Genomic DNA, 21,442 nt, shown 5'->3' with positions numbered 1-21,442 from the left:
CGAACGGGCGCATCACCATGTACATGAACGGCGTGGACGCGTCGCACCCAGGGAGTGAGATTTCGGTTGCCGACCGCCATCGTCACCGGCCCTCCGGTCCCCGGCTCGTCACTCGAGGGCGACCTGCGCTCCCTCGGTTTCGAGGTGCGGACCGCCGCCGGCGCCGCGGAGGCCGAGACGCTCCTCGCCCAGGTCCCCGAGGGGGACCGGGTCGCCCTGGTCGACACCCGGTTCGTGGGCCATGTGCACGCGCTGCGCCTCGGCCTGACCGACCCCCGCTTCCCGCTCTCCGCGGTCCCCGGCGCCGTGACCGCCCAGCGGTCCGGCCGCCGGACCCTGACCCGCGCCGTGGCCCGCGAGAACTCCGGCTGCGAGCGGGACGCGGACAGCGGCGCCCTCGCCGAGGGCCTCCCGGACCGGGTCGCCGCCGCCCTCGACACCGACGTGCACCGCCCCGACCTCGGCAGCCTGGTCGCCGCCGTGCCCGCCGACCCGCAGGCCCGCAACGAGGCCCGGCAGTCCGTCGCCGCCGTGGACGAGGAGGCCGTCCGCCTCAGGTCCGCCGTCAAGGCCCGCGACGGCTTCTTCACCACCTTCTGCGTCAGCCCCTACTCGCGGTACCTCGCGCGCTGGTGCGCCCGCCGCGGCCTGACCCCGAACCAGGTCACCACCGCCTCCCTGCTCACCGCGCTCGTCGCGGCCGGCTGCGCCGCCACCGGCACCCGCACCGGCTTCGTCGCCGCCGGCGTGCTGCTCCTCGCCTCGTTCGTCCTGGACTGCGCCGACGGCCAGCTCGCCCGCTACGCGCTGCGGTACTCCACGCTGGGCGCCTGGCTCGACGCCACCTTCGACCGGGCCAAGGAGTACGCCTACTACGCCGGCCTCGCCCTCGGCGCCGCCCGCGGCGGCGACGACGTGTGGGCCCTCGCGCTCGGCGCGATGGTCCTCCAGTCCTGCCGGCACATGGTCGACTTCTCGTACAACGAGGCGCAGGCGGGCGCCTCCACCGGCCCCGCCGCCGCCCTGTCCGGCCGGCTGGACCGGGCCGGCTGGACGGTCTGGGCGCGCCGCATGATCGTCCTGCCGATCGGCGAGCGCTGGGCGCTGCTCGCCGTCCTCACCGCCCTGACCACGCCCCGCACCACCTTCTGGGTGCTGCTCGTCGGCTGTGCCTTCGCCGCCGCGTACACCACGGCGGGGCGCGTCCTGAGGTCGTGGCGCCGGGGCCGGGCGGAGAAGGGCGCCGCCCGGTCCCTCGCCGACCTCGCCGACAGCGGTCCCCTGTCCGAGCTGCTGCCCCGCTCCTGGGCCCGCGGCGGTGTCGTCACCGCCGCCCTCGGCGCGGTGCTGGTGACGGGCTCCGCCCTCGTGTGGGGCGCCGGATGGCAGACCGCGCTGGCCGCCGCCGGCTACGTGATCTGTTCCGCCGCCGCCGTCGGCCGCCCCCTCACCGGCCCCCTCGACTGGCTCGTCCCCCCGCTCTTCCGCGCCGCCGAGTACGGCACCGTCCTGGTACTGGCGGCCGGCGCGGAGGTGAACGGAGCCCTTCCGGCGGCCTACGGACTGGTGTCCGCGGTCGCCTACCATCACTACGACACGGTCTACCGCATCCGCGGCGACGCGGGCGCGCCCCCGCGCCCGCTGGTGCGGGCGATCGGGGGGCACGAAGGTCGCACGCTGGCGGTCGCCGTTCTGGCGGCCGTGCTCACCGCGTCCGGATTCACCGTCGCGCTCACGGCCCTCGCCGTGGCCGTGGCTCTCGTGGTGCTCGCCGAGAGCACCCGCTTCTGGGTGGCCGCCCATCGGGGTGGCGCGCCCGCCGTTCACGACGAAGGAGAACCCGCATGATCGGCCTCGTGCTGGCGGCCGGCGCCGGCCGGCGTCTGCGCCCCTACACCGACACGCTTCCCAAGGCGCTGGTGCCGGTGGGGCCCGCCGGCGTGGAAGGGGAGCCGACGGTCCTGGACCTGACGCTCGGGAACTTCGCGGAGATCGGGCTGACCGAGGTCGGCGTCGTGGTCGGCTACCGCAAGGAGGCCGTGTACGAGCGCAAGGCGGCGCTGGAGGCGAAGTACGGGCTGAAGCTGACGCTCATCGACAACGACAAGGCGGAGGAGTGGAACAACGCCTACTCGCTGTGGTGCGCGCGGGACGCCCTGAGGGACGGCGTGATCCTCGCCAACGGCGACACGGTGCACCCGGTGTCGGTGGAGCGGGCGCTGCTGGAGGCGCGCGGTGACGGCAAGCGGATCATCCTGGCGCTGGACACGGTGAAGAAGCTCGCCGACGAGGAGATGAAGGTCGTCGTCGACCCCGGGAAGGGGATGACGCGGATCACGAAGCTGATGGACCCGGCGGAGGCGACGGGCGAGTACATCGGCGTCACCCTGATCGAGGGCGGGGCGGCCGAGGCGCTGGCGGACGCGCTGAAGGCGACGTTCGAGCGGGATCCGCAGCTGTACTACGAGGACGGCTACCAGGAGCTGGTGAACCGGGGCTTCCGGATCGACGTGGCGCCGATCGGCGAGGTCCCGTGGGTCGAGATCGACAACCACGACGACCTCGCCCGCGGACGGGAGATCGCGTGCCAGTACTGACCCGGCTCATCCCCTCGCCGGTCGTCGTCGACATCCGCCCCGGCGCCCTCGACGACCTGGCCTGCGTCCTGGCGGACGAGCGCATCTCGCAGTCCGGCCGGCTCGCCATCGCCGTCAGCGGCGGCTCCGGCGCCCGGCTGCGCGACCGCGTCGCGCCCTCGCTGCCCGGCGCCGACTGGTTCGAGGTCGGCGGCGGCACCATCGACGACGCGGTCCGGCTGGCCGGCGCCATGCAGGGCGGCCGCTACGACGCGGTGGTCGGCCTCGGCGGCGGGAAGATCATCGACTGCGCCAAGTTCGCGTCGGCGCGCGTCGGCCTGCCCCTGGTCGCGGTCGCCACCAACCTGGCGCACGACGGCCTGTGCTCGCCGGTCGCGACCCTCGACAACGACGCGGGACGCGGCTCCTACGGCGTGCCGAACCCGATCGCGGTCGTGATCGACCTCAACGTCATCCGTGAGGCCCCGGTCCGGTTCGTCCGCTCGGGCATCGGCGACGTCGTCTCCAACATCTCCGCCGTCGCGGACTGGGAGCTGTCCCACCGCGTCAACGGCGAGAAGGTCGACGGACTCGCCGCGGCCATGGCCCGGCAGGCCGGCGAGGCCGTGCTCCGGCACCCGGGCGGCATCGACGACGACGCCTTCCTCCAGGTGCTGGCCGAAGCCCTGGTCCTCACCGGCATCTCCATGTCCGTGTCCGGCGACTCCCGGCCCTCCTCCGGCGCCTGCCACGAGATCAACCACGCCTTCGACCTGCTCTACCCGCAGCGCGCCGCCGCCCACGGCGAGCAGTGCGGACTCGGCGCCGCCTTCGCGATGTACCTGCGCGGCGCGCACGAGGAGTCGGCGGCCATGGCCGAGGTGCTGCGCCGGCACGGGCTGCCGGTGCTGCCCGAGGAGATCGGGTTCACCGTCGACGAGTTCGTCCGCGTCGTCGAGTACGCCCCCGAGACCCGCCCCGGCCGCTTCACCATCCTCGAACACCTCGCCCTGACCACCGAACAGATCAAGGACGTCTACGCCGACTATGTCAAGGCCATCGGTAGCTGAACTCCGTCCGGTCGTGCACCCCGCGGGGGTCAAGGACCGGCGCAGCGGTGAGCACTGGATGGGGCGCCTCTACATGCGCGAGGTGTCCCTGCGGGTCGACCGCTACCTGGTGAACACCCGGGTCACCCCCAACCAGCTCACGTATCTGATGACCGTCTGCGGTGTCCTCGCGGCCCCCGCCCTCCTGGTGCCGGGCATCACGGGCGCGGTCCTCGGGGTGGTCGCCGTCCAGCTGTACCTGCTGCTCGACTGCGTCGACGGCGAGATCGCGCGCTGGAGGAAGCAGTACTCGCTCGGCGGCGTCTACATGGACCGGGTCGGCGCCTACCTGACCGACGCCGCCGTGCTGGTCGGCCTCGGCCTGCGCGCCGCCGACCTGTGGGGCACCGGCCGCATCGACTGGCTGTGGGCCTTCCTCGGCACCCTCGCCGCGCTGGGCGCGATACTCATCAAGGCGGAGACCGACCTGGTCGGTGTGGCCCGCCACCAGAACGGCCTGCCCCCGGTGAAGGAGTCCGCCTCCGAGCCGCGCTCCTCCGGCATGGCGCTGGCCCGCCGGGCCGCCTCCGCCCTGAAGTTCCACCGGCTGATCCTGGGCATAGAGGCGTCCCTGCTGATCCTGCTCCTCGCGATCCTCGACGCCGCCCGGGGCGACCTGTTCTTCACCCGCCTCGGCACCGCCGTCCTGGCCGGGATCGCCCTGCTGCAGACCCTGCTGCACCTCGTGTCCGTCCTCGTCTCCAGCAGGCTGAAGTGAGCGCCGGCATGAAGGTCGGCGCGGTCGTCATCACCATGGGCAACCGCCCCGACGAGCTGCGTGCCCTGCTCGACTCGGTCGCCAAGCAGGACGGCGACCCCGTCCAGGTCGTGGTCGTCGGCAACGGCTCGCCCGTGCCCGACGTCCCCGAGGGCGTGCGGACCGTCGAGCTGCCCGAGAACCTCGGCATCCCCGGCGGGCGCAACGTCGGCATCGAGGCGTTCGGGCCCGGCGGACGGGACGTCGACATCCTCCTCTTCCTCGACGACGACGGCCTGCTCGCGCACACCGACACCGCCGAGCTGTGCCGGAAGGCGTTCGCCGAGGACCCCTCGCTCGGCATCATCAGCTTCCGCATCGCCGACCCGGACACCGGCGTCACCCAGCGCCGGCACGTGCCCCGGCTGCGCGCCTCCGACCCGATGCGCTCCTCCCGCGTGACCACCTTCCTCGGCGGCGCCAACGCCGTGCGCACCCAGGTCTTCGCGGAGGTCGGCGGCCTGCCGGACGAGTTCTTCTACGCCCACGAGGAGACCGACCTGGCCTGGCGTGCGCTCGACGCCGGCTGGATGATCGACTACCGGTCCGACATGGTGCTGTACCACCCGACGACCGCCCCCTCACGGCACGCGGTGTACCACCGCATGGTGGCCCGCAACCGCGTCTGGCTCGCCCGGCGCAACCTGCCCGTCCCGCTCGTCCCGGTGTACCTGGGCGTCTGGCTGCTCCTCACCCTTCTGCGCCGGCCCTCGGGGCCCGCGCTCAAGGCGTGGTTCGGGGGCTTCCGGGAGGGCTGGACCTCGCCCTGCGGCCCCCGCAGGCCCATGAAGTGGCGTACGGTGTGGCGGCTGACCCGGCTGGGCCGGCCCCCGGTGATCTGACAAGCTTCGGGTCCGGGGGCCGGCTCCACCCGGTCCCCGGCTCCTGGCAGGCCCGCGCGGGCCACGCACATCGAGGACGAAAGTTATCCACCCGTGAGTGAGACAACGCACGACGGCACGGTCGCGGTCAGCGCGTCCGTGCCGCCCGACGAGGGCCTCCCGGCGGCCGAGCTGGCCGCCAAGTACGGGCTGTCCGTGAGCGGCGCCCGTCCGTCCCTCGGCGCGTACGTCCGTCAGCTGTGGGGGCGGCGGCACTTCATCCTGGCCTTCTCGCAGGCCAAGCTGACCGCCCAGTACAGCAGGGCGAAGCTGGGTCAGCTGTGGCAGGTGGCGACGCCGCTGCTGAACGCGGCGGTGTACTTCTTCATCTTCGGTCTGCTGCTGGGCGCCCGGAAGGGCATACCGAGCGACGTGTACGTGCCGTTCCTGGTGACGGGCGTGTTCGTGTTCACCTTCACGCAGAGTTCGGTGCTGGCGGGGGTGCGGGCGATCTCGGGGAACCTGGGGCTGGTGCGGGCGCTGCACTTCCCGCGCGCGTCGCTGCCGATCTCGTTCGCGCTGCAGCAGCTCCAGCAGCTGCTGTTCTCGATGATCGTGCTGGTCGTGATCATGGTGGCGTTCGGGAGCTATCCGGGTCTGTCGTGGCTGCTGGTGGTGCCGGCGCTGGCGCTGCAGTTCGTGTTCAACACGGGTCTGGCGCTGATCTTCGCGCGGATGGGCAGCAGGACGCCGGACCTGGCGCAGCTGATGCCGTTCGTGCTGCGGACGTGGATGTACGCGTCGGGGGTGATGTTCTCGATCCCGGCGATGCTGGAGGACAAGAACGTGCCGGCCTGGGTGGCGGACGTGCTGCAGTGGAACCCGGCCGCGGTCTACATGGACCTGGTGCGGTTCGCGCTGATCGACAGGTACGACGGGTCGTACCTGCCGCCGCACGTGTGGGCGTTCGCGCTGGGCTGGGCGGTGCTGGCCGGCGTGGTCGGCTTCGTCTACTTCTGGAAGGCAGAGGAGAGGTACGGCCGTGGCTGACGACACGACGGGCCCGCGGGTGCCCACCGTCATCGCGGACGACCTGCACATCGTCTACCGCGTCGACGGGGCCCGGACCGGCAAGGGCAGTGCCACCGCGGCGCTCAGCCGGATCCTGCGGCGCGGCGAGGAGCGGGGCGTGCGCAAGGTGCACGCCGTGCGCGGGGTGTCCTTCGTGGCCTACCGCGGCGAGGCGATCGGCCTGATCGGGTCCAACGGCTCCGGCAAGTCGACCCTGCTGCGCGCCATCGCCGGGCTGCTCCCCGCCGAGCGGGGCAAGGTCTACACCGACGGCCAGCCGTCCCTGCTCGGCGTCAACGCGGCCCTGATGAACGACCTCACCGGCGAGCGGAACATCCACCTCGGCGGGCTCGCGATGGGCATGTCCCGCGAGGAGATCAAGGCCCGCTACCAGGAGATCGTCGACTTCTCCGGCATCAACGAGAAGGGCGACTTCATCACCCTGCCGATGCGCACCTACTCCTCCGGCATGGCCGCCCGCCTGCGCTTCTCCATCGCCGCGGCCAAGGACCACGACGTCCTGATGATCGACGAGGCGCTGGCCACCGGCGACCGGAAGTTCCAGAAGCGCTCCGAGGCCCGCATCCGCGAGCTGCGCAAGCACGCCGGCACGGTCTTCCTGGTCAGCCACAACAACAAGTCCATCCGCGACACCTGCGACCGCGTGCTGTGGCTGGAACGCGGCGAGCTGCGCATGGACGGGCCGACCGACGAGGTGCTGCGCGAGTACGAGAAGTTCACGGGCAAGTAACCCGTCCGGCCCAGAATCTCGCCGGAGCGGTCCGGCGTCCGCGAAAGACACGTCAGATCCTCGTGCGGCGCGGAGATCTGACGCCGGGCGATGTGATGTCGTGGGGCGCGGGAGACCCCCGTCGAGGAACGGCGCGTTGTACAACGTAAGCTGTACCGGTCCCCGAAAGGCGGCAATCAGGGCCATACTGCCCGACACCCTTCCTCGGCGCCACGGGGTGGACGCCTGGGTGGCGTGTCCGAAATAGTGTGAATTGGGTCGGCAGTGTAGAACGGGAGATGTGACGGCAATGGCTTCGGAGACTCCCCGGCTGGACTCAGCGTGCGCCGTCCTCTCCCCGGGCAGTCAGCGATGACGGCCGCCGACCCGGCGCGCCCCGCCGACCTCGAACGGGCCACGCTCGACAAGGCCGCCGCCGAGAACTTCCCGGTGGCGCCGTTCTTCCTGCCCAGGGCCTGGCGCGACGACCTCATGGCCGTCTACGGCTTCGCCCGCCTGGTCGACGACATCGGCGACGGCGACCTGGCCCCCGGCGGCGCCGACGCCCGCGCCCTCGGCGTCCCCGCCGAGGAGGCCGGCGACCGCCTCGCCCTGCTGGACGCCCTGGAAGCCGATCTCCACCGGGTGTTCGACCGCGCGGGCCCGGACCCCCGCCACCCCCTGCTGCTCCGCCTGGAACCCACGGTCCGCCGCCGCGCGCTGACCCCCGGGCCGTTCCTCGGCCTGATCGCCGCGAACCGCCAGGACCAGCTCGTCAAGCGCTACGAGACCTACGACGACCTGCTCGCCTACTGCGAGCTGTCGGCCAACCCGGTCGGCCGCCTCGTGCTCGCCGTCACCGGGACCGCCACCCCGGAGCGCATCCGCCGCTCCGACGCGATCTGCACCGCCCTGCAGATCGTCGAGCACCTCCAGGACGTCGCCGAGGACCTCGGCCGCGACCGCATCTATCTGCCCGCCGCGGACATGAAACGCTTCCACGTCCAGGAGGCCGACCTCGCCGCGCCCACCGCCGGCGCCTCGGTGCGCGCGCTCGTCGCGTTCCAGGCGCAGCGCGCCCTCGACCTGCTGGACGAGGGCGCACCCCTGGTGAGCAGCGTCCGGGGCAGGCTCAGACTCCTGCTCGCGGGGTTCGTGGCGGGAGGAAGGGCGGCCGTCCGCGCGATCGCGGCCGCCGAGTACGACGTACTTCCCGGCCCGCCCAAGCCCGGCACGACGCAGCTGCTGCGCGAGGCGGGCGTGACTCTGCGAGGAAAGGGGTGATCCGGACCGTGGAGTCGCAAGCACCCGCGTCCGCACCGGTACTCGCCGCCTACAGCTACTGCGAGGCCGTCACCGGCCGGCAGGCGCGCAACTTCGCCTACGGCATCCGGCTGCTGCCGACGTCCAAACGGCGTGCCATGTCCGCCCTGTACGCGTTCTCCCGGCGGGTCGACGACATCGGCGACGGCCCGCTCGCCGACGACGTCAAGGTGGCCCGTCTCGAGGACACCCGCGCGCTGCTCGCCCGCATCCGCGCCGGCGCGGTCGAGGAGGACGACACCGACCCGGTCGCGGTCGCCCTCGCCCACGCCGCCGCGCACTTCCCGATCCCCCTCGGCGGCCTGGACGAACTGATCGACGGCGTCCAGATGGACCTGCGCGGCGAGACGTACGAGACCTGGGACGACCTGAAGGTCTACTGCCGCTGCGTGGCCGGGGCCATCGGACGGCTCTCGCTCGGCGTGTTCGGCGCCGAGCCCGGCGCGCGCGGCGTCGAACGCGCCTCCGAGTACGCCGACACGCTGGGGCTGGCGCTCCAGCTCACCAACATCCTGCGCGACGTCCGCGAGGACGCCGAGAACGGGCGCACCTACCTGCCCGCCGACGACCTCGCCAAGTTCGGCTGCTCCGCCGGCTTCGCCGGGCCGACACCGCCGGAGGGCTCCGACTTCGCGGGCCTGGTGCACTTCGAGGTGCGCAGGGCCCGTGCCCTCTTCGCCGAGGGCTACCGGCTGCTCCCCATGCTCGACCGGCGCAGCGGCGCCTGCGTCGCCGCGATGGCCGGCATCTACCGCCGCCTGCTGGACCGCATCGAGCGCGACCCCGAGGCCGTGCTGCGCGGCCGGGTCTCCCTCCCCGGCCGGGAGAAGGCGTACGTCGCGGTGCGCGGCCTGTCCGGTCTCGACACCCGGCACGTCGCCCGGCGCACCGTCGGGAGGCGCGCCTGATGGACGCCCCGTACCCGGACGGCGAGCGGGGGGCGACCCTCCGCCGCGCCGCCGCGTCCCCCACCGAGACGGCCGGCCGCGCACCTGTCACGCGGCCCGGCCGGGCAGGAGAGGGCGCATGAACCACGGCACACGCTCCGAGGGGTCCCCGCGCACGGACGGCCCGGTCCCGCCGGGACGCCATGCCGTCGTGGTCGGCGGCGGACTGGCCGGCACCACCGCCGCCCTCGCCCTCGCCGACGCCGGGGTGCGCGTCACCCTTCTCGAAGGGCGGCCCCGCCTGGGCGGACTCGCCTTCTCGTTCCGGCGCGGCGACCTGACCGTCGACAACGGCCAGCACGTCTACCTGCGCTGCTGCACCGCCTACCGCTGGTTCCTCGACCGGATCGGGGGAGCGGCCCTCGCGCCGCTGCAGGACCGCCTCGACGTGCCCGTGGTCGACGTCCGCCGCCCCGAGGGACGGCGGCTGGGCCGGCTGCGGCGCGACCCGCTGCCCGTGCCCCTGCACCTCGGCCGCAGCCTCGCCACGTACCCCCACCTCTCGCTCGCCGACCGGGCCAGGGCGGTCCGGGCCGCGCTCGCGCTGAAGGACCTCGACCTCGACGACCCCGCCCTGGACGAGGAGGACTTCGGCAGCTGGCTCGCCGCCCACGGCCAGTCCCCGCGCGCCGTGGAGGCCCTGTGGGACCTGGTCGGGGTCGCCACCCTCAACGCCGTCGCCGGCGACTCCTCGCTGGCGCTCGCCGCGATGGTGTTCAGGACCGGGCTGCTGTCCGACCCCGGCGCCGCCGACATCGGCTGGGCCCGGGTGCCGCTGGGCGAGCTGCACGACCGGCTCGCCCGCCGGGCCCTCGACGCCGCGGGCGTGCGCACCGAGACCCGCACCCGCGTCACGTCCGTCCGCGCCGACGGCGCCGGCGGCTGGACCGTCGAGGTCCCCGGCGAGACGCTCCGCGCCGACGCCGTGGTCCTCGCCGTGCCCCAGCGCGAGGCCCACGGCCTGCTGCCCGCGGGCGCGCTCGACGAGCCCGAGCGGCTGCTCGGCATCGGCACCGCCCCCATCCTCGACGTCCACGTCGTCTACGACCGCACGGTGCTCACCCGGCCCTTCCTCGCCGCCCTCGGCACCCCCGTGCAGTGGGTCTTCGACCGCACCGCCGCCTCCGGACTGCGCCACGGCCAGTACCTGGCGCTGTCCCAGTCGGTCGCGCACGACGACATCGACGCACCCGTCGCCGCCCTGCGCGAGCGGTACCTGCCCGAACTGGAACGGCTGCTGCCGCGCACGCGCGACGCCGAGGTGCTGGACTTCTTCGTCACCCGGGAGCGCACCGCCACCTTCGCTCCCGCCCCCGGCGTCGGACGCCTCAGGCCCGGCGCCCGCACCAAGGCACCCGGCCTCTACCTGGCCGGAGCGTGGACCGCCACCGGGTGGCCCGCGACCATGGAGAGTGCGGTCCGCAGCGGCGTCGGCGCGGCGGACGCCGCGCTGGGCGCCCTCGGCCGGCCCCGCCCGCGCCACCTCTTCGCCCTCGAGGAGGCGGCCTGATGCTCCGGCAGAGCGGCGCGGCAGGTCCCCGCACCCCCGGTACCGCAACAAGAGGAGAGACTGTGCCCACTGTGCCCCCGGCCTCGCAAGCCGCTCGAAGGACCGCGGTGGACGTGTCCGCGCTCCTGGAGCGCGGCCGGACCCTGGCCACGCCGGTACTGCGGGCGGCCGTCGACCGCCTGGCGCCTCCCATGGACACGGTCGCCGCCTACCACTTCGGCTGGATCGACGCCCAGGGCCGGCCCGCGGACGGCGACGGCGGCAAGGCCGTGCGCCCCGCCCTCGCCGTGCTGTCCGCCGAGGTCACCGGCGCCGCCCCGGAGACCGGTGTGCCCGGCGCGGTCGCCGTCGAACTGGTCCACAACTTCTCGCTGCTGCACGACGACCTGATGGACGGCGACGAGCAGCGCCGGCACCGCGACACCGTCTGGAAGGTGCACGGCCCCGCCCAGGCCATCCTGGTCGGGGACGCCCTGTTCGCCCTGGCCAACGAGGTGCTCCTCGAACTCGGCACCGTCGAGGCCGGCCGCGCCACGCGCCGCCTCACCCGGGCCAGCCGGGCGCTCATCGACGGGCAGGCCCAGGACATCTCCTACGAGCACCGCGACCGGGTCAGCGTCGAGGAGTGCCTGGAGATGGAGGGCAACAAGACCGGCGCCCTGCTCGCCTGCGCCAGCTCCATCGGCGCGGTGCTCGGCGGCGCCGACGACCGCACCGCCGACGCCCTGGAGCGGTACGGCCACCACCTGGGCCTCGCCTTCCAGGCGGTCGACGACCTGCTCGGCATCTGGGGCGACCCGGAGGCCACCGGCAAGCAGACCTGGAGCGACCTGCGCCAGCGCAAGAAGTCCCTCCCGGTCGTGGCCGCGCTCGCCGCGGACGGCCCGGCCGCCACCCGGCTCGGCGAGATCCTCGCGGCCGACGCCAAGAGCAGTGACTTCGCGAACTTCTCCGAGGAGGAGTTCGCGGCCCGTGCCGCCCTCATCGAGGAGGCCGGCGGTCGTGAGTGGACCGCCGAGGAGGCACGACGTCAGCACACCATCGCCATCGAGGCCCTCGACACCGTGGACATGCCCGACCGGGTGCGGGACCAGTTCACGGCGCTCGCGGACTTCGTCGTCGTACGAAAGAGATGATCATTATTTTCGGTCGAATAGCCCTCGCGTAGTCGCCGGCCGGTGGTACGGGAGCACCCCCACCGGCCGACGGCGGACCCACAGCAGACGCACCACTTGCAGGACTGCACGAAGGGGAAGCCATGACAGCGACGACCGACGGAAGCACCGGGGCGGCCTCGCCGTCCCGGCTCGCCGCGGCCAGCGAACACGACACCGACAGCCCCGAGGCGGCCGGGGTTCCCGACATCGCCGCCCGCGCCGTACGGCGCGCCACCGACTTCCTGCTGTCCCGTCAGAGCGACGAGGGCTGGTGGAAGGGCGACCTCGACACGAACGTCACGATGGACGCCGAGGACCTGCTGCTGCGTCAGTTCCTCGGCATCCGCGACGAGGACACCACCCGCGCCGCCGCCCTGTTCATCCGCGGGGAGCAACGCGAGGACGGCACCTGGGCCACCTTCTACGGCGGCCCCGGCGAACTCTCCACCACCATCGAGGCGTACGTCGCGCTGCGACTGGCCGGTGACGCCCCCGACGCCCCGCACATGGCGAAGGCCTCCGCCTGGATCCGCGAGCAGGGCGGCATCGCCTCGTCGCGGGTCTTCACCCGCATCTGGCTGGCCCTGTTCGGCTGGTGGAAGTGGGAGGACCTGCCCGAACTGCCGCCCGAGCTGATCTGGTTCCCCGCCTGGGCGCCGCTCAACATCTACGACTTCGGCTGCTGGGCGCGGCAGACCATCGTGCCGCTCACCATCGTCTCCGCCAAGCGGCCGGTGCGTCCCGCCCCGTTCCCGCTGGACGAACTGCACACCGACCCGGACAACCCCAACCCTCCCCGGCCGCTCGCCCCGGCCCGCACCTGGGACGGCGCCTTCCAGCGGCTGGACAAGGGCCTGCACGCGCTGCGCAGGGCCGTCCCGCGCCGGCTGCGCCGGGCCGCGATGCACACCGCCGCCCGCTGGATCATCGAACGGCAGGAGAACGACGGCTGCTGGGGCGGCATCCAGCCCCCGGCCGTGTACTCGGTCATCGCCCTGCACCTGCTCGGCTACGACCTCAACCATCCGGTGATGCGCGCCGGTCTGGAGTCCCTGGACCGCTTCGCCGTGTGGCGCGAGGACGGCGCCCGGATGATCGAGGCCTGCCAGTCCCCGGTGTGGGACACCTGCCTGGCCACCATCGCGCTGGCCGACGCGGGCGTGCCCGCCGACCACCCGCAACTGGTCAAGGCCGCCGACTGGATGCTGGGCGAGCAGGTGGTGCGGCCCGGCGACTGGTCCGTGCGCCGCCCCCATCTCCCGCCGGGCGGCTGGGCGTTCGAGTTCCACAACGACAACTACCCCGACATCGACGACACCGCCGAGGTGGTCCTCGCGCTGCGCCGGGTCAAGCACCACGACCCGGAGCGGGTGGACAACGCCATCGGGCGCGGGGTGCGCTGGAACCTCGGCATGCAGTCGAGGAACGGCGCGTGGGGCGCCTTCGACGTCGACAACACCAGCCCGTTCCCCAACCGGCTGCCCTTCTGCGACTTCGGCGAGGTCATCGACCCGCCGTCGGCGGACGTCACCGCGCACGTCGTGGAGATGCTCGCCGTCGAGGGCCTCGCCCACGACCCGCGCACCCGGCGCGGCGTGGAGTGGCTCCTCGCCGAACAGGAGCCGGACGGCTCGTGGTTCGGCCGCTGGGGCGTCAACTACATCTACGGCACCGGGTCGGTGGTCCCCGCCCTGACCGCGGCCGGCATCCCGACCTCCCACCCGGCGGTCCGGCGGGCCGTGGCCTGGCTGGAGAAGGTGCAGAACGAGGACGGCGGCTGGGGCGAGGACCTGCGCTCCTACCGTTACGTCAAGGAGTGGAGCGGCCGGGGCGCCTCCACCGCCTCGCAGACCGCCTGGGCACTGATGGCGCTGCTCGCGGCGGGGGAGCGGGACTCCGCCGCCGTCGGACGCGGCGTCACGTGGCTGGCGCGCACCCAGCGGGAGGACGGCTCCTGGGACGAGCCGTACTTCACCGGCACCGGCTTCCCCTGGGACTTCTCCATCAACTACCACCTCTACCGGCAGGTCTTCCCGCTCACCGCGCTCGGCCGTTACGTCCACGGCGAACCGTTCAGCAAGAAACCGGCCGAGGCGGCCGCCGGCGCCGGACAGGCGCTCGCCGAGGCGAAGGGCGGCTGATGAGCGGCCGGCCCGCCCCCGCCCCGCTGCTGATCGCCTGCGCGCTCGGCATCGAACAGCTCGCGCTGCGCAGGCGGGAGCGCACCACCCCGGGCGGGCCGGTCACCGTGCTGCGCACCGGCATGGGACCTGCGGCGGCCGAGCGGTCCGTCACCCGGGTGCTCGCCGGCCCGGCGCTGCACGGCGCCGCCGTCCTCGCCACCGGCTTCTGCGCCGGCCTCGCCCCCGGCATGCACCCCGGCGACCTGGTCGTCGCCGAGGAGACCCGGGACCCGCGCGGCAGCGTGCCCTGCGTCGGCACCGAACTGCTGGTGAAGGAGCTGGTGCGCGCGGTGCCCGGACGCACCGTGCACACCGGCCCGCTCACCGGCTCCGACCACGTCGTCCGCGGCCACGAACGCTCCGGCCTGCTCGCCACCGGCGCGATCGCGGCGGACATGGAGTCGGCGGCCACGCTCCTGAGTGCCGTCCGCGCGGCCGAGCGCCCGGTTGCGGCCGTCCGGGTGGTCGTGGACGCTCCTGAACACGAACTCGTCCGCATCGGCACGGTCCGCGGTGGAATATCGGCTTTCCGTGTCCTTCGTTCCGTCCTTCCGGCTTTCTATGAATGGCACCGTTCCTTGCTGCTCCCCAGGAGGTGAGCCAGATGGCCATGCCGCTGCGTCAGTCCGTCAAGGTCGCTACATACTTGGCCGAACAGAAGCTCCGCGGGCGGGACAAGTTCCCGCTCATCGTCGAACTGGAACCGCTCTTCGCCTGCAACCTCAAGTGCGAGGGATGCGGCAAGATCCAGCACCCGGCCGGTGTGCTCAAGCAGCGCATGCCCGTCGCGCAGGCCGTCGGCGCCGTCCTGGAGTCCGGGGCGCCCATGGTGTCGATCGCCGGCGGCGAGCCCCTGATGCACCCCCAGATCGACGAGATCGCGCGCCAGCTGGTGGCCCGCCGCAAGTACGTCTTCCTGTGCACCAACGCGCTGCTGATGCGCAAGAAGATGGACAGGTTCACCCCCTCCCCGTACTTCGCCTTCGCCGTGCACATCGACGGGCTGCGGGAGCGGCACGACGAGTCCGTCGCCAAGGAGGGCGTGTTCGACGAGGCCGTGGCGGCGATCAAGGAGGCCAAGCGGCGCGGCTTCCGGGTCACCACCAACTCGACCTTCTTCAACACCGACACCCCCCAGACGGTCGTCGAGGTGCTCAACTACCTCAACGACGAGCTCGAGGTCGACGAGATGATGATCTCGCCCGCGTACGCCTACGAGAAGGCGCCCGACCAGGAGCACTTCCTGGGCGTGGAGCAGACCCGGGAGCTGTTCAGGAAGGCCTTCGCGGGCGGCAACCGGCGCCGCTGGCGGCTGAACCACTCCCCGCTGTTCCTCGACTTCCTCGAGGGCAAGGTCGACTTCCCGTGCACCGCCTGGGCGATCCCCAACTACTCCCTCTTCGGCTGGCAGCGTCCCTGCTACCTGATGAGCGACGGGTACGTGCCGACCTACCGGGAACTCATCGAGGACACCGACTGGGACCGGTACGGCCGCGGCAAGGACCCGCGCTGCGCCAACTGCATGGCCCACTGCGGCTACGAGCCCACCGCCGTCCTCGCCACCATGGGCTCGCTGAAGGAGTCCCTGCGCGCCCTGCGCGACACCGTCTCGTCGAGCAGGGAGCGAAGCGGATGACCACGGTCTCCCTGGGCCTCCCCGAGGTCCCGGCCACGCTCGCCGTGCGGCGGAAGAGCCGGCAGATCCAGGTCGGATCGGTGGCGGTGGGCGGGAACGCGCCGGTGTCGGTGCAGTCGATGACCACGACGCGGACGTCGGACATCGGCGCCACGCTGCAGCAGATCGCGGAGCTGACCGCGTCGGGCTGCCAGATCGTGCGGGTGGCCTGCCCCACGCAGGACGACGCGGACGCGTTGCCGGTGATCGCGAGGAAGTCGCAGATCCCGGTGATCGCCGACATCCACTTCCAGCCGAAGTACGTGTTCGCCGCGATCGAGGCGGGCTGCGCGGCGGTGCGGGTGAACCCGGGCAACATCAAGAAGTTCGACGACCAGGTCAAGGAGATCGCGAAGGCGGCGAAGGACCACGGCACGCCGATCCGGATCGGGGTGAACGCGGGGTCGCTGGACCGGCGGCTGCTGCAGAAGTACGGCAGGGCCACCCCGGAGGCGCTGGTGGAGTCGGCGCTGTGGGAGGCGTCGCTGTTCGAGGAGCACGATTTCCGCGACATCAAGATCTCGGTGAAGCACAACGATCCGGTGGTGATGGTCGAGGCGTACCGGCAGCTCGCCGAGCGGTGCGACTACCCGCTGCACCTGGGGGTGACCGAGGCCGGTCCGGCTTTCCAGGGCACGGTCAAGTCGGCCGTGGCGTTCGGTGCGCTGCTGTCGCAGGGCATCGGTGACACGATCCGGGTGTCGTTGTCGGCGCCGCCGGTGGAGGAGATCAAGGTCGGCATCCAGATCCTGGAGTCGCTGAACCTGCGGCAGCGCGGGCTGGAGATCGTGTCGTGTCCGTCGTGCGGGCGGGCGCAGGTGGACGTCTACAAGCTGGCGGAGGAGGTCACCGCGGGTCTGACGGGCATGGAGGTGCCGTTGCGGGTCGCGGTGATGGGCTGTGTGGTGAACGGTCCGGGTGAGGCGCGTGAGGCGGACCTGGGGGTGGCCTCGGGCAACGGCAAGGGGCAGATCTTCGTGAAGGGCGAGGTCATCAAGACCGTGCCGGAGTCGAAGATCGTGGAGACGCTGATCGAGGAGGCGATGAAGATCGCCGAGCAGATGGAGAAGGACGGCATCGCGTCGGGAGAGCCGGCCGTCACCGTGAGCTGAACAGCACGGAACCGAAGGGGGCCCGAGCGTGACGATCCTGGAGAGCATCCGGCAACCACGCGACCTGAAGGCGCTGTCCGAGGCGGAACTCGGCGAACTGGCCGACGAGATCAGGGAGTTCCTGGTGCACGCGGTCGCCAGGACCGGGGGCCACCTCGGACCCGACCTCGGGGTGGTGGAACTCACGATCGCCCTGCACCGGGTCTTCGATTCGCCGGCCGACCGCATCCTGTGGGACACCGGTCACCAGAGCTGCGTGCACAAGCTGCTGACCGGCCGTCAGGACTTCTCCAAGCTGCGCGGCAAGGGCGGCCTCTCCGGCTACCCCTCCCGTGAGGAGTCCGAGCACGACGTCATCGGGAACAGCCACGCCTTCACCGCCCTCGGCCGGGCCGACGGACTCGCCAAGGCCCGCCGGTTGCGCGGGGAGCGGGGGCACGTCGTCGCCGTCGTCGGCGACGGCGCCCTCACCGGCGGCATGGCCTGGGAGGCGCTCGACGACATCGCCGCCGCCAAGGACCGCCCGCTCATCGTCGTCGTCAACGACAACGAACGCTCCTACGCCCCCACCATCGGCGGCCTCGCCCACCACCTCGCCGCCCTGCGCGCCACCGACGGCCACGAACGCTTCCTGGCCTGGGGCAAGGACGTCCTCCAGCGCACGCCCGTGGCCGGCCCGCCCGTCCACGAGGCGCTGCACGGGGCGAAGAAGGGCCTCAGGGCCGCCTTCGCCCCCCGGGGCCTCTTCCGGGACCTGGGGCTGAAGTACGTCGGCCCGGTCGACGGCCACGACATCCGGGCCGTGGAGTCCGCGCTGCGCCGTGCCGGACGCTGCCACGGCCCGGTCCTCGTGGACTGCATCACCGAGAAGGGCCGCGGCTACGAACCCGCCCTCGCCCATGAGGAGGACCGCTTCCACACCGTCGGCGTGATGGACCCGCTCACCTGTACGCCCCTCGCCCCCTCCGGCGGGCCGTCCTGGACCGCGGTGGCGCCGGCGCTGGGCGACGCCGAGGTCGCCGTCCCGGTGCGGCGGTTCGGCATCCCGGAGCAGTTCCTCGCGCACGCCAAGCGCGGCGAGGTGCTCGCCGACATCGGGCTCACGCCCGTCGACGTCGCCGGACGGATCAGTGCGAGCCTCGCCGTCGGGGACGAACTCGCGAAACAGCCACTGGACGCACAGGAGCACCAGGCATGACCACCGCGGAGTCCGCGTCGGAGTCGTCACAGGCCGGGACGTTCGACCTCGGCACGCTGCTGGCCGAGCGCGGGGCCGAGCGCTACGAGCTGCACAGCCGGTACCTCAACCCGCAGCTCCCGCGCATGCTGCACACCATCGGCTTCGACAAGGTCTACGAGCGTGCCGAGGGGGCCCACTTCTGGGACGCCGACGGCAACGACCACCTGGACATGCTCGCCGGGTTCGGGGTGATGGGCCTCGGCCGCCATCACCCCGTGGTCCGCAAGGCGCTGCACGACGTGCTGGACCTCTCCCTCGCCGACCTCACCCGCTTCGACTGCCAGCCGCTGCCGGGCCTGCTCGCGGAGAAGCTCCTCGCCCACAGTCCGCATCTGGACCGGGTGTTCTTCGGCAACAGCGGCACGGAGGCCGTGGAGGCAGCCCTGAAGTTCGCCCGCTACGCCACCGGCCGGCCCAGGGTGCTGTACTGCGAGCACGCCTTCCACGGCCTGACCACCGGCGCCCTGTCGGTCAACGGCGAGGCCGGCTTCCGGGACGGGTTCGCCCCGCTGCTGCCCGACACGGCCGTGCCGCTCGGGGACCTCGGCGCGCTGGAGCGCCAGCTGCGCAAGGGCGACGTGGCCGCGCTGATCGTGGAGCCGATCCAGGGCAAGGGCGTGCACGAGGCCCCGCCCGGCTGGCTGCGGGCCGCGCAGGAGCTGCTGCACCGGCACAAGGCGCTGCTGATCGCCGACGAGGTGCAGACCGGACTCGGCCGCACCGGTGACTTCTACGCCTACCAGCACGAGGAGGGCGTCGAGCCGGACCTGGTGTGCGTGGCCAAGGCGCTGTCCGGCGGTTACGTGCCGGTGGGCGCGACGCTCGGCAAGGACTGGATCTTCAAGAAGGTCTTCTCGTCGATGGACCGGGTGCTGGTGCACTCCGCCAGCTTCGGCTCCAACGCGCAGGCCATGGCGGCGGGCCTCGCGGTGCTGTCGGTCATGGAGGACGAGCAGACCGTCGCGCACGTGCGCAGGGTCGGGGAGCTGCTGCGGACCCGGCTGGCCGCGCTGACCGACCGCTACGAGCTGCTCGCCGACGTCCGCGGACGGGGCCTGATGATCGGCATCGAGTTCGGGCGGCCCCGCTCGCTGAAGCTGCGCTCGCGCTGGGCCGTGCTGCAGGCGGCCCGCAAGGGGCTCTTCGCGCAGATGGTGGTGGTCCCGCTGCTCCAGCGGCACCGTATCCTCACTCAGGTCTCCGGCGATCATCTGGAGGTGATCAAGCTGATCCCTCCGCTGATCATCGACGAGGGGGACGTGAACCGGTTCGTGGACGCCTTCACCGCGGTGATGGACGACGCCCACGAGGGCGGACTCATCTGGGACTTCGGCAAGACCCTGGTGAAGCAGGCGGTCGCCAACCGGTGAGGACCCGGCGCGGTTTGCCTCAGAGGCAAGGAAATTGCCTCAGGGGTAAGTCCTGGTGCTCAATGGGGGCATGAGCTCCTCCGAGACCGGACCGCGGGCGGAGGCCGCCGAAGCGCTGCCCGCGGTCGCTCCGCAGCTGCGCGCCCTGCGCCGTCGGGCCTCCCTGACGCTGGAGGCCGCCGCCCGGCAGGCGGGCCTGTCGCCCGCCCACCTCTCCCGGCTGGAGACCGGGCAGCGCCAGCCCTCGCTGCCGATGCTGCTCTCCCTGGCGCGGATCTACGGGACGACCGTCTCCGAGCTGCTCGGGGAGTCGGCCGCCGACCGGGACGCCGTGGTGCGCGCCGCCGACATGGATCCCACGGAGGCGGGCGGCTGGTCGTACTGGCAGGCCGGCGCCGCCGGACGCGGCATGCAGGCCCTGCGGGTCCGTGTGCCGCACGGCTCCCAGGGCGACATCGTGCGGGTCCACCCCGGCGAGGAGTGGCTGTACGTCCTCAAGGGGCGGCTGCTGCTGTGCCTCGGGGACACCCTGCACCGGCTGTCCCCGGGCGACAGCGCCCACTTCGACTCGCTCACCCCGCACCGCATCGCCGCGCAGGACGCCGACGGTGTCGAGCTGCTGTTCGTCCACACCCTGCTGCAGAGTCCCACGGCCGCCCTGTGCCTGGGCCCGACCCCTGGAGAGACACCGTGACCGGCAAGGACATGGAGGAGAAGTTCCCCCGGGCCCTGTGGGTCCGCCTGTTCGTCTACGTCGTGGTGGGGCACGTTTTCGCGGCCTTCATCTACTTCCTCTTCGAGATCGCGCCGAAGAAGTAGCAGCCGGCCGGGCGGCGGGGGCCGGCGTCAGTCGAGCAGGCGCTCGCGCAGCCGCTCCCGGCGGGCCGGCGTGAGACCGAGCCCCTGCTCCAGGTAGGCGTCCACGCCGCCCCAGGTCTCCTCGACGGTCTCGAAGGCCGCCGCCAGGTACTCCTCGCGCGCGTCGAACAGCGGGCTGAGCAGCTCCATGACCTCGGGGGAGTAGGCGTCGGGGGAGCTGCCGCTGCGGCGCACCTTGTAGCGGCGGTGCTTGGCGTTGGACTTCAGGTAGTCCTCGACGATCGCGTCGCGCTCCACGCCCACGGCGAGCAGGGTGACCGCCACGGAGAGACCGGCGCGGTCCTTGCCGGCCGCGCAGTGCATCAGGGCGGGGACGCTGTCCTCGGCGAGCGCGCGCAGCACCTGGGAGTGCTCGGCGGTGCGCTCCTTGACGATCATGCGGTACGAGGTGATCATCCGGTCGGCGCCCTGGCCGTCGGCGAGGATCGCGCGGAGCTGGTCCAGGTCGCCGTCGCGCACCATCTTCCAGAACTCCGCGCCGTCGGCCGGGTCGCTCAGCGGCAGGTTGACGTTGCGCACGCCCGGCAGCTCGACGTCCGGCCCCTCCAGCTTCTGGTCGGCCGCGTTGCGGAAGTCGAACACGGTGTGCAGACCGAGCGAGGCGAGGAAGGCGGCGTCCTCCGCGGTGGCGTGGGCGAGGTGACCGCTGCGGAACAGCACCCCGTGCCGCACCCGTCGGCCGTCCACCGTGGGCAGCCCGCCCACGTCGCGGAAGTTGCGCACCCCGGTCAGCTGGGGCTCGGTCGACGGGATCTCCTGCGTCACGGACGGCTCCTCCCACTCGGCGCCGTCGCCGCGGCTCGCCGACGGGCACCACTCGACGATACGACATACCTGCCTGGGGCAATGAGTTGTCCACAGGGTGGCTGAGCGGGCCCCGGTCACCTGGCGGTGTGGTGCTTTGTGTAGCTTTTTGTTCGGTCGTGTGAGGCGTGTGACGGCTGGCGTCACAAGGATCCGGATGTCGCCCCTGCGTCGGCTG

Annotated in this window: 20 protein-coding genes and 1 pseudogene; 20 read left to right on the top strand and 1 reads right to left on the bottom strand. The window is 72.6% G+C overall.

The features are described 5' to 3' along the window. Positions 1–66 precede the first annotated feature (66 nt). From C1708_RS04245 to C1708_RS04155, 20 genes and pseudogenes are all read left to right on the top strand, one after another. A complete protein-coding gene (locus tag C1708_RS04245) occupies positions 67–1,848 on the top strand; it encodes a DUF5941 domain-containing protein (protein ID WP_106411373.1) in 1,782 nt (593 codons plus the stop codon). Continuing rightward, positions 1,845–2,597: a phosphocholine cytidylyltransferase family protein gene (locus C1708_RS04240; RefSeq protein ID WP_106411372.1), complete on the top strand. Its 753-nt coding sequence runs from the start codon at positions 1,845–1,847 to the stop codon at positions 2,595–2,597. Before C1708_RS04245 ends, C1708_RS04240 begins: the two co-directional genes overlap by 4 nt. Further along, positions 2,585–3,646, top strand: coding sequence for an iron-containing alcohol dehydrogenase family protein (locus tag C1708_RS04235; protein WP_106411371.1), 1,062 nt, complete (start codon positions 2,585–2,587; stop codon positions 3,644–3,646). Before C1708_RS04240 ends, C1708_RS04235 begins: the two co-directional genes overlap by 13 nt. Positions 3,647–3,659: 13 nt before the next feature. After that, on the top strand, positions 3,660–4,403 hold the full coding sequence (locus tag C1708_RS04230; protein WP_106411370.1) for a CDP-alcohol phosphatidyltransferase family protein: 744 nt from the start codon (positions 3,660–3,662) through the stop codon (positions 4,401–4,403). A gap of 8 nt (positions 4,404–4,411) precedes the next feature. Continuing rightward, a complete protein-coding gene (locus C1708_RS04225) occupies positions 4,412–5,284 on the top strand; it encodes a glycosyltransferase family 2 protein (protein ID WP_391664310.1) in 873 nt (290 codons plus the stop codon). Positions 5,285–5,377: 93 nt separating this feature from the next. Beyond that, a complete protein-coding gene (locus tag C1708_RS04220; protein ID WP_106411368.1) occupies positions 5,378–6,313 on the top strand; it encodes an ABC transporter permease in 936 nt (311 codons plus the stop codon). Further along, complete coding sequence (locus C1708_RS04215) at positions 6,306–7,085, top strand: ABC transporter ATP-binding protein (RefSeq protein WP_106411367.1); 780 nt, start codon at positions 6,306–6,308, stop codon at positions 7,083–7,085. The genes C1708_RS04220 and C1708_RS04215 overlap by 8 nt, the downstream gene beginning before the upstream one ends. A gap of 351 nt (positions 7,086–7,436) precedes the next feature. Continuing rightward, positions 7,437–8,348, top strand: a complete 912-nt coding sequence (gene hpnC / locus C1708_RS04210) for a squalene synthase HpnC (protein WP_106411366.1) — start codon at positions 7,437–7,439, stop codon at positions 8,346–8,348. Beyond that, positions 8,345–9,295 (top strand): presqualene diphosphate synthase HpnD, encoded by a 951-nt coding sequence (gene hpnD / locus C1708_RS04205; protein ID WP_198602393.1) that lies wholly within the window; start codon positions 8,345–8,347, stop codon positions 9,293–9,295. Before hpnC ends, hpnD begins: the two co-directional genes overlap by 4 nt. After that, complete coding sequence (locus tag C1708_RS35930; RefSeq protein WP_353962649.1) at positions 9,295–9,417, top strand: DUF6380 family protein; 123 nt, start codon at positions 9,295–9,297, stop codon at positions 9,415–9,417. The genes hpnD and C1708_RS35930 overlap by 1 nt, the downstream gene beginning before the upstream one ends. Then, positions 9,414–10,844 carry a hydroxysqualene dehydroxylase HpnE gene (gene hpnE / locus C1708_RS04200; RefSeq protein ID WP_106411365.1) on the top strand — a complete coding sequence of 477 codons (1,431 nt, stop codon included), beginning with the start codon at positions 9,414–9,416 and terminating at the stop codon, positions 10,842–10,844. Before C1708_RS35930 ends, hpnE begins: the two co-directional genes overlap by 4 nt. A gap of 71 nt (positions 10,845–10,915) precedes the next feature. Further along, the gene (locus C1708_RS04195; RefSeq protein ID WP_198602692.1) at positions 10,916–11,980 is read left to right on the top strand and encodes a polyprenyl synthetase family protein; all 1,065 of its coding nucleotides are present in this window, start codon (positions 10,916–10,918) and stop codon (positions 11,978–11,980) included. Positions 11,981–12,102: 122 nt separating this feature from the next. Beyond that, a complete protein-coding gene (gene shc, locus C1708_RS04190) occupies positions 12,103–14,142 on the top strand; it encodes a squalene--hopene cyclase (RefSeq protein ID WP_106411363.1) in 2,040 nt (679 codons plus the stop codon). Then, positions 14,142–14,783, top strand: coding sequence for a 5'-methylthioadenosine/S-adenosylhomocysteine nucleosidase family protein (locus C1708_RS04185; protein WP_106411362.1), 642 nt, complete (start codon positions 14,142–14,144; stop codon positions 14,781–14,783). The genes shc and C1708_RS04185 overlap by 1 nt, the downstream gene beginning before the upstream one ends. A 5-nt stretch (positions 14,784–14,788) precedes the next feature. Continuing rightward, positions 14,789–15,820 carry an adenosyl-hopene transferase HpnH gene (hpnH, locus tag C1708_RS04180; RefSeq protein WP_106411361.1) on the top strand — a complete coding sequence of 344 codons (1,032 nt, stop codon included), beginning with the start codon at positions 14,789–14,791 and terminating at the stop codon, positions 15,818–15,820. Further along, positions 15,817–16,971, top strand: coding sequence for a flavodoxin-dependent (E)-4-hydroxy-3-methylbut-2-enyl-diphosphate synthase (gene ispG, locus C1708_RS04175; RefSeq protein ID WP_106411360.1), 1,155 nt, complete (start codon positions 15,817–15,819; stop codon positions 16,969–16,971). Before hpnH ends, ispG begins: the two co-directional genes overlap by 4 nt. Before the next feature lie 28 nt (positions 16,972–16,999). Continuing rightward, a pseudogene (locus C1708_RS04170) lies at positions 17,000–17,962 on the top strand (1-deoxy-D-xylulose-5-phosphate synthase N-terminal domain-containing protein); the annotation flags it as partial. 203 nt (positions 17,963–18,165) lie between these two features. Next, complete coding sequence (locus C1708_RS04165) at positions 18,166–19,581, top strand: aspartate aminotransferase family protein (RefSeq protein WP_106411358.1); 1,416 nt, start codon at positions 18,166–18,168, stop codon at positions 19,579–19,581. 70 nt (positions 19,582–19,651) lie between these two features. Beyond that, positions 19,652–20,275 (top strand): helix-turn-helix domain-containing protein, encoded by a 624-nt coding sequence (locus C1708_RS04160; protein ID WP_106416145.1) that lies wholly within the window; start codon positions 19,652–19,654, stop codon positions 20,273–20,275. Between the two features lie 11 nt (positions 20,276–20,286). Continuing rightward, positions 20,287–20,400 (top strand): DUF6126 family protein, encoded by a 114-nt coding sequence (locus C1708_RS04155; RefSeq protein WP_106416146.1) that lies wholly within the window; start codon positions 20,287–20,289, stop codon positions 20,398–20,400. Positions 20,401–20,427: 27 nt separating this feature from the next. Here the strand turns inward: C1708_RS04155 and C1708_RS04150 are convergent, their stop codons facing one another. Beyond that, complete coding sequence (locus C1708_RS04150) at positions 20,428–21,225, bottom strand: tyrosine-protein phosphatase (protein WP_106411357.1); 798 nt, start codon at positions 21,223–21,225, stop codon at positions 20,428–20,430. Between the last annotated feature and the right edge of the window lie 217 nt (positions 21,226–21,442).

The sequence above is a fragment of the Streptomyces sp. DH-12 genome, assembly GCF_002899455.1.
Lineage (GTDB): Bacteria > Actinomycetota > Actinomycetes > Streptomycetales > Streptomycetaceae > Streptomyces.
Note: the sequence above shows the minus strand (reverse complement) of the source record. Positions and strands in the feature narration are given on the sequence as shown.

What these genes read in the sequence shown, in the direction of transcription:
- C1708_RS04240 (WP_106411372.1), top strand. Translation starts at nt 1,845, where the DNA reads ATGATCGGCCTCGTGCTGGCGGCCGGCGCCGGCCGGCGTCTGCGCCCC.
- C1708_RS04225 (WP_391664310.1), top strand. Translation starts at nt 4,412, where the DNA reads ATGAAGGTCGGCGCGGTCGTCATCACCATGGGCAACCGCCCCGACGAG.
- hpnC (WP_106411366.1), top strand. Translation starts at nt 7,437, where the DNA reads ATGACGGCCGCCGACCCGGCGCGCCCCGCCGACCTCGAACGGGCCACG.
- C1708_RS35930 (WP_353962649.1), top strand. Translation starts at nt 9,295, where the DNA reads ATGGACGCCCCGTACCCGGACGGCGAGCGGGGGGCGACCCTCCGCCGC.
- hpnE (WP_106411365.1), top strand. Translation starts at nt 9,414, where the DNA reads ATGAACCACGGCACACGCTCCGAGGGGTCCCCGCGCACGGACGGCCCG.
- shc (WP_106411363.1), top strand. Translation starts at nt 12,103, where the DNA reads ATGACAGCGACGACCGACGGAAGCACCGGGGCGGCCTCGCCGTCCCGG.
- C1708_RS04185 (WP_106411362.1), top strand. Translation starts at nt 14,142, where the DNA reads ATGAGCGGCCGGCCCGCCCCCGCCCCGCTGCTGATCGCCTGCGCGCTC.
- hpnH (WP_106411361.1), top strand. Translation starts at nt 14,789, where the DNA reads ATGGCCATGCCGCTGCGTCAGTCCGTCAAGGTCGCTACATACTTGGCC.
- ispG (WP_106411360.1), top strand. Translation starts at nt 15,817, where the DNA reads ATGACCACGGTCTCCCTGGGCCTCCCCGAGGTCCCGGCCACGCTCGCC.
- C1708_RS04165 (WP_106411358.1), top strand. Translation starts at nt 18,166, where the DNA reads ATGACCACCGCGGAGTCCGCGTCGGAGTCGTCACAGGCCGGGACGTTC.
- C1708_RS04160 (WP_106416145.1), top strand. Translation starts at nt 19,652, where the DNA reads ATGAGCTCCTCCGAGACCGGACCGCGGGCGGAGGCCGCCGAAGCGCTG.
- C1708_RS04155 (WP_106416146.1), top strand. Translation starts at nt 20,287, where the DNA reads ATGGAGGAGAAGTTCCCCCGGGCCCTGTGGGTCCGCCTGTTCGTCTAC.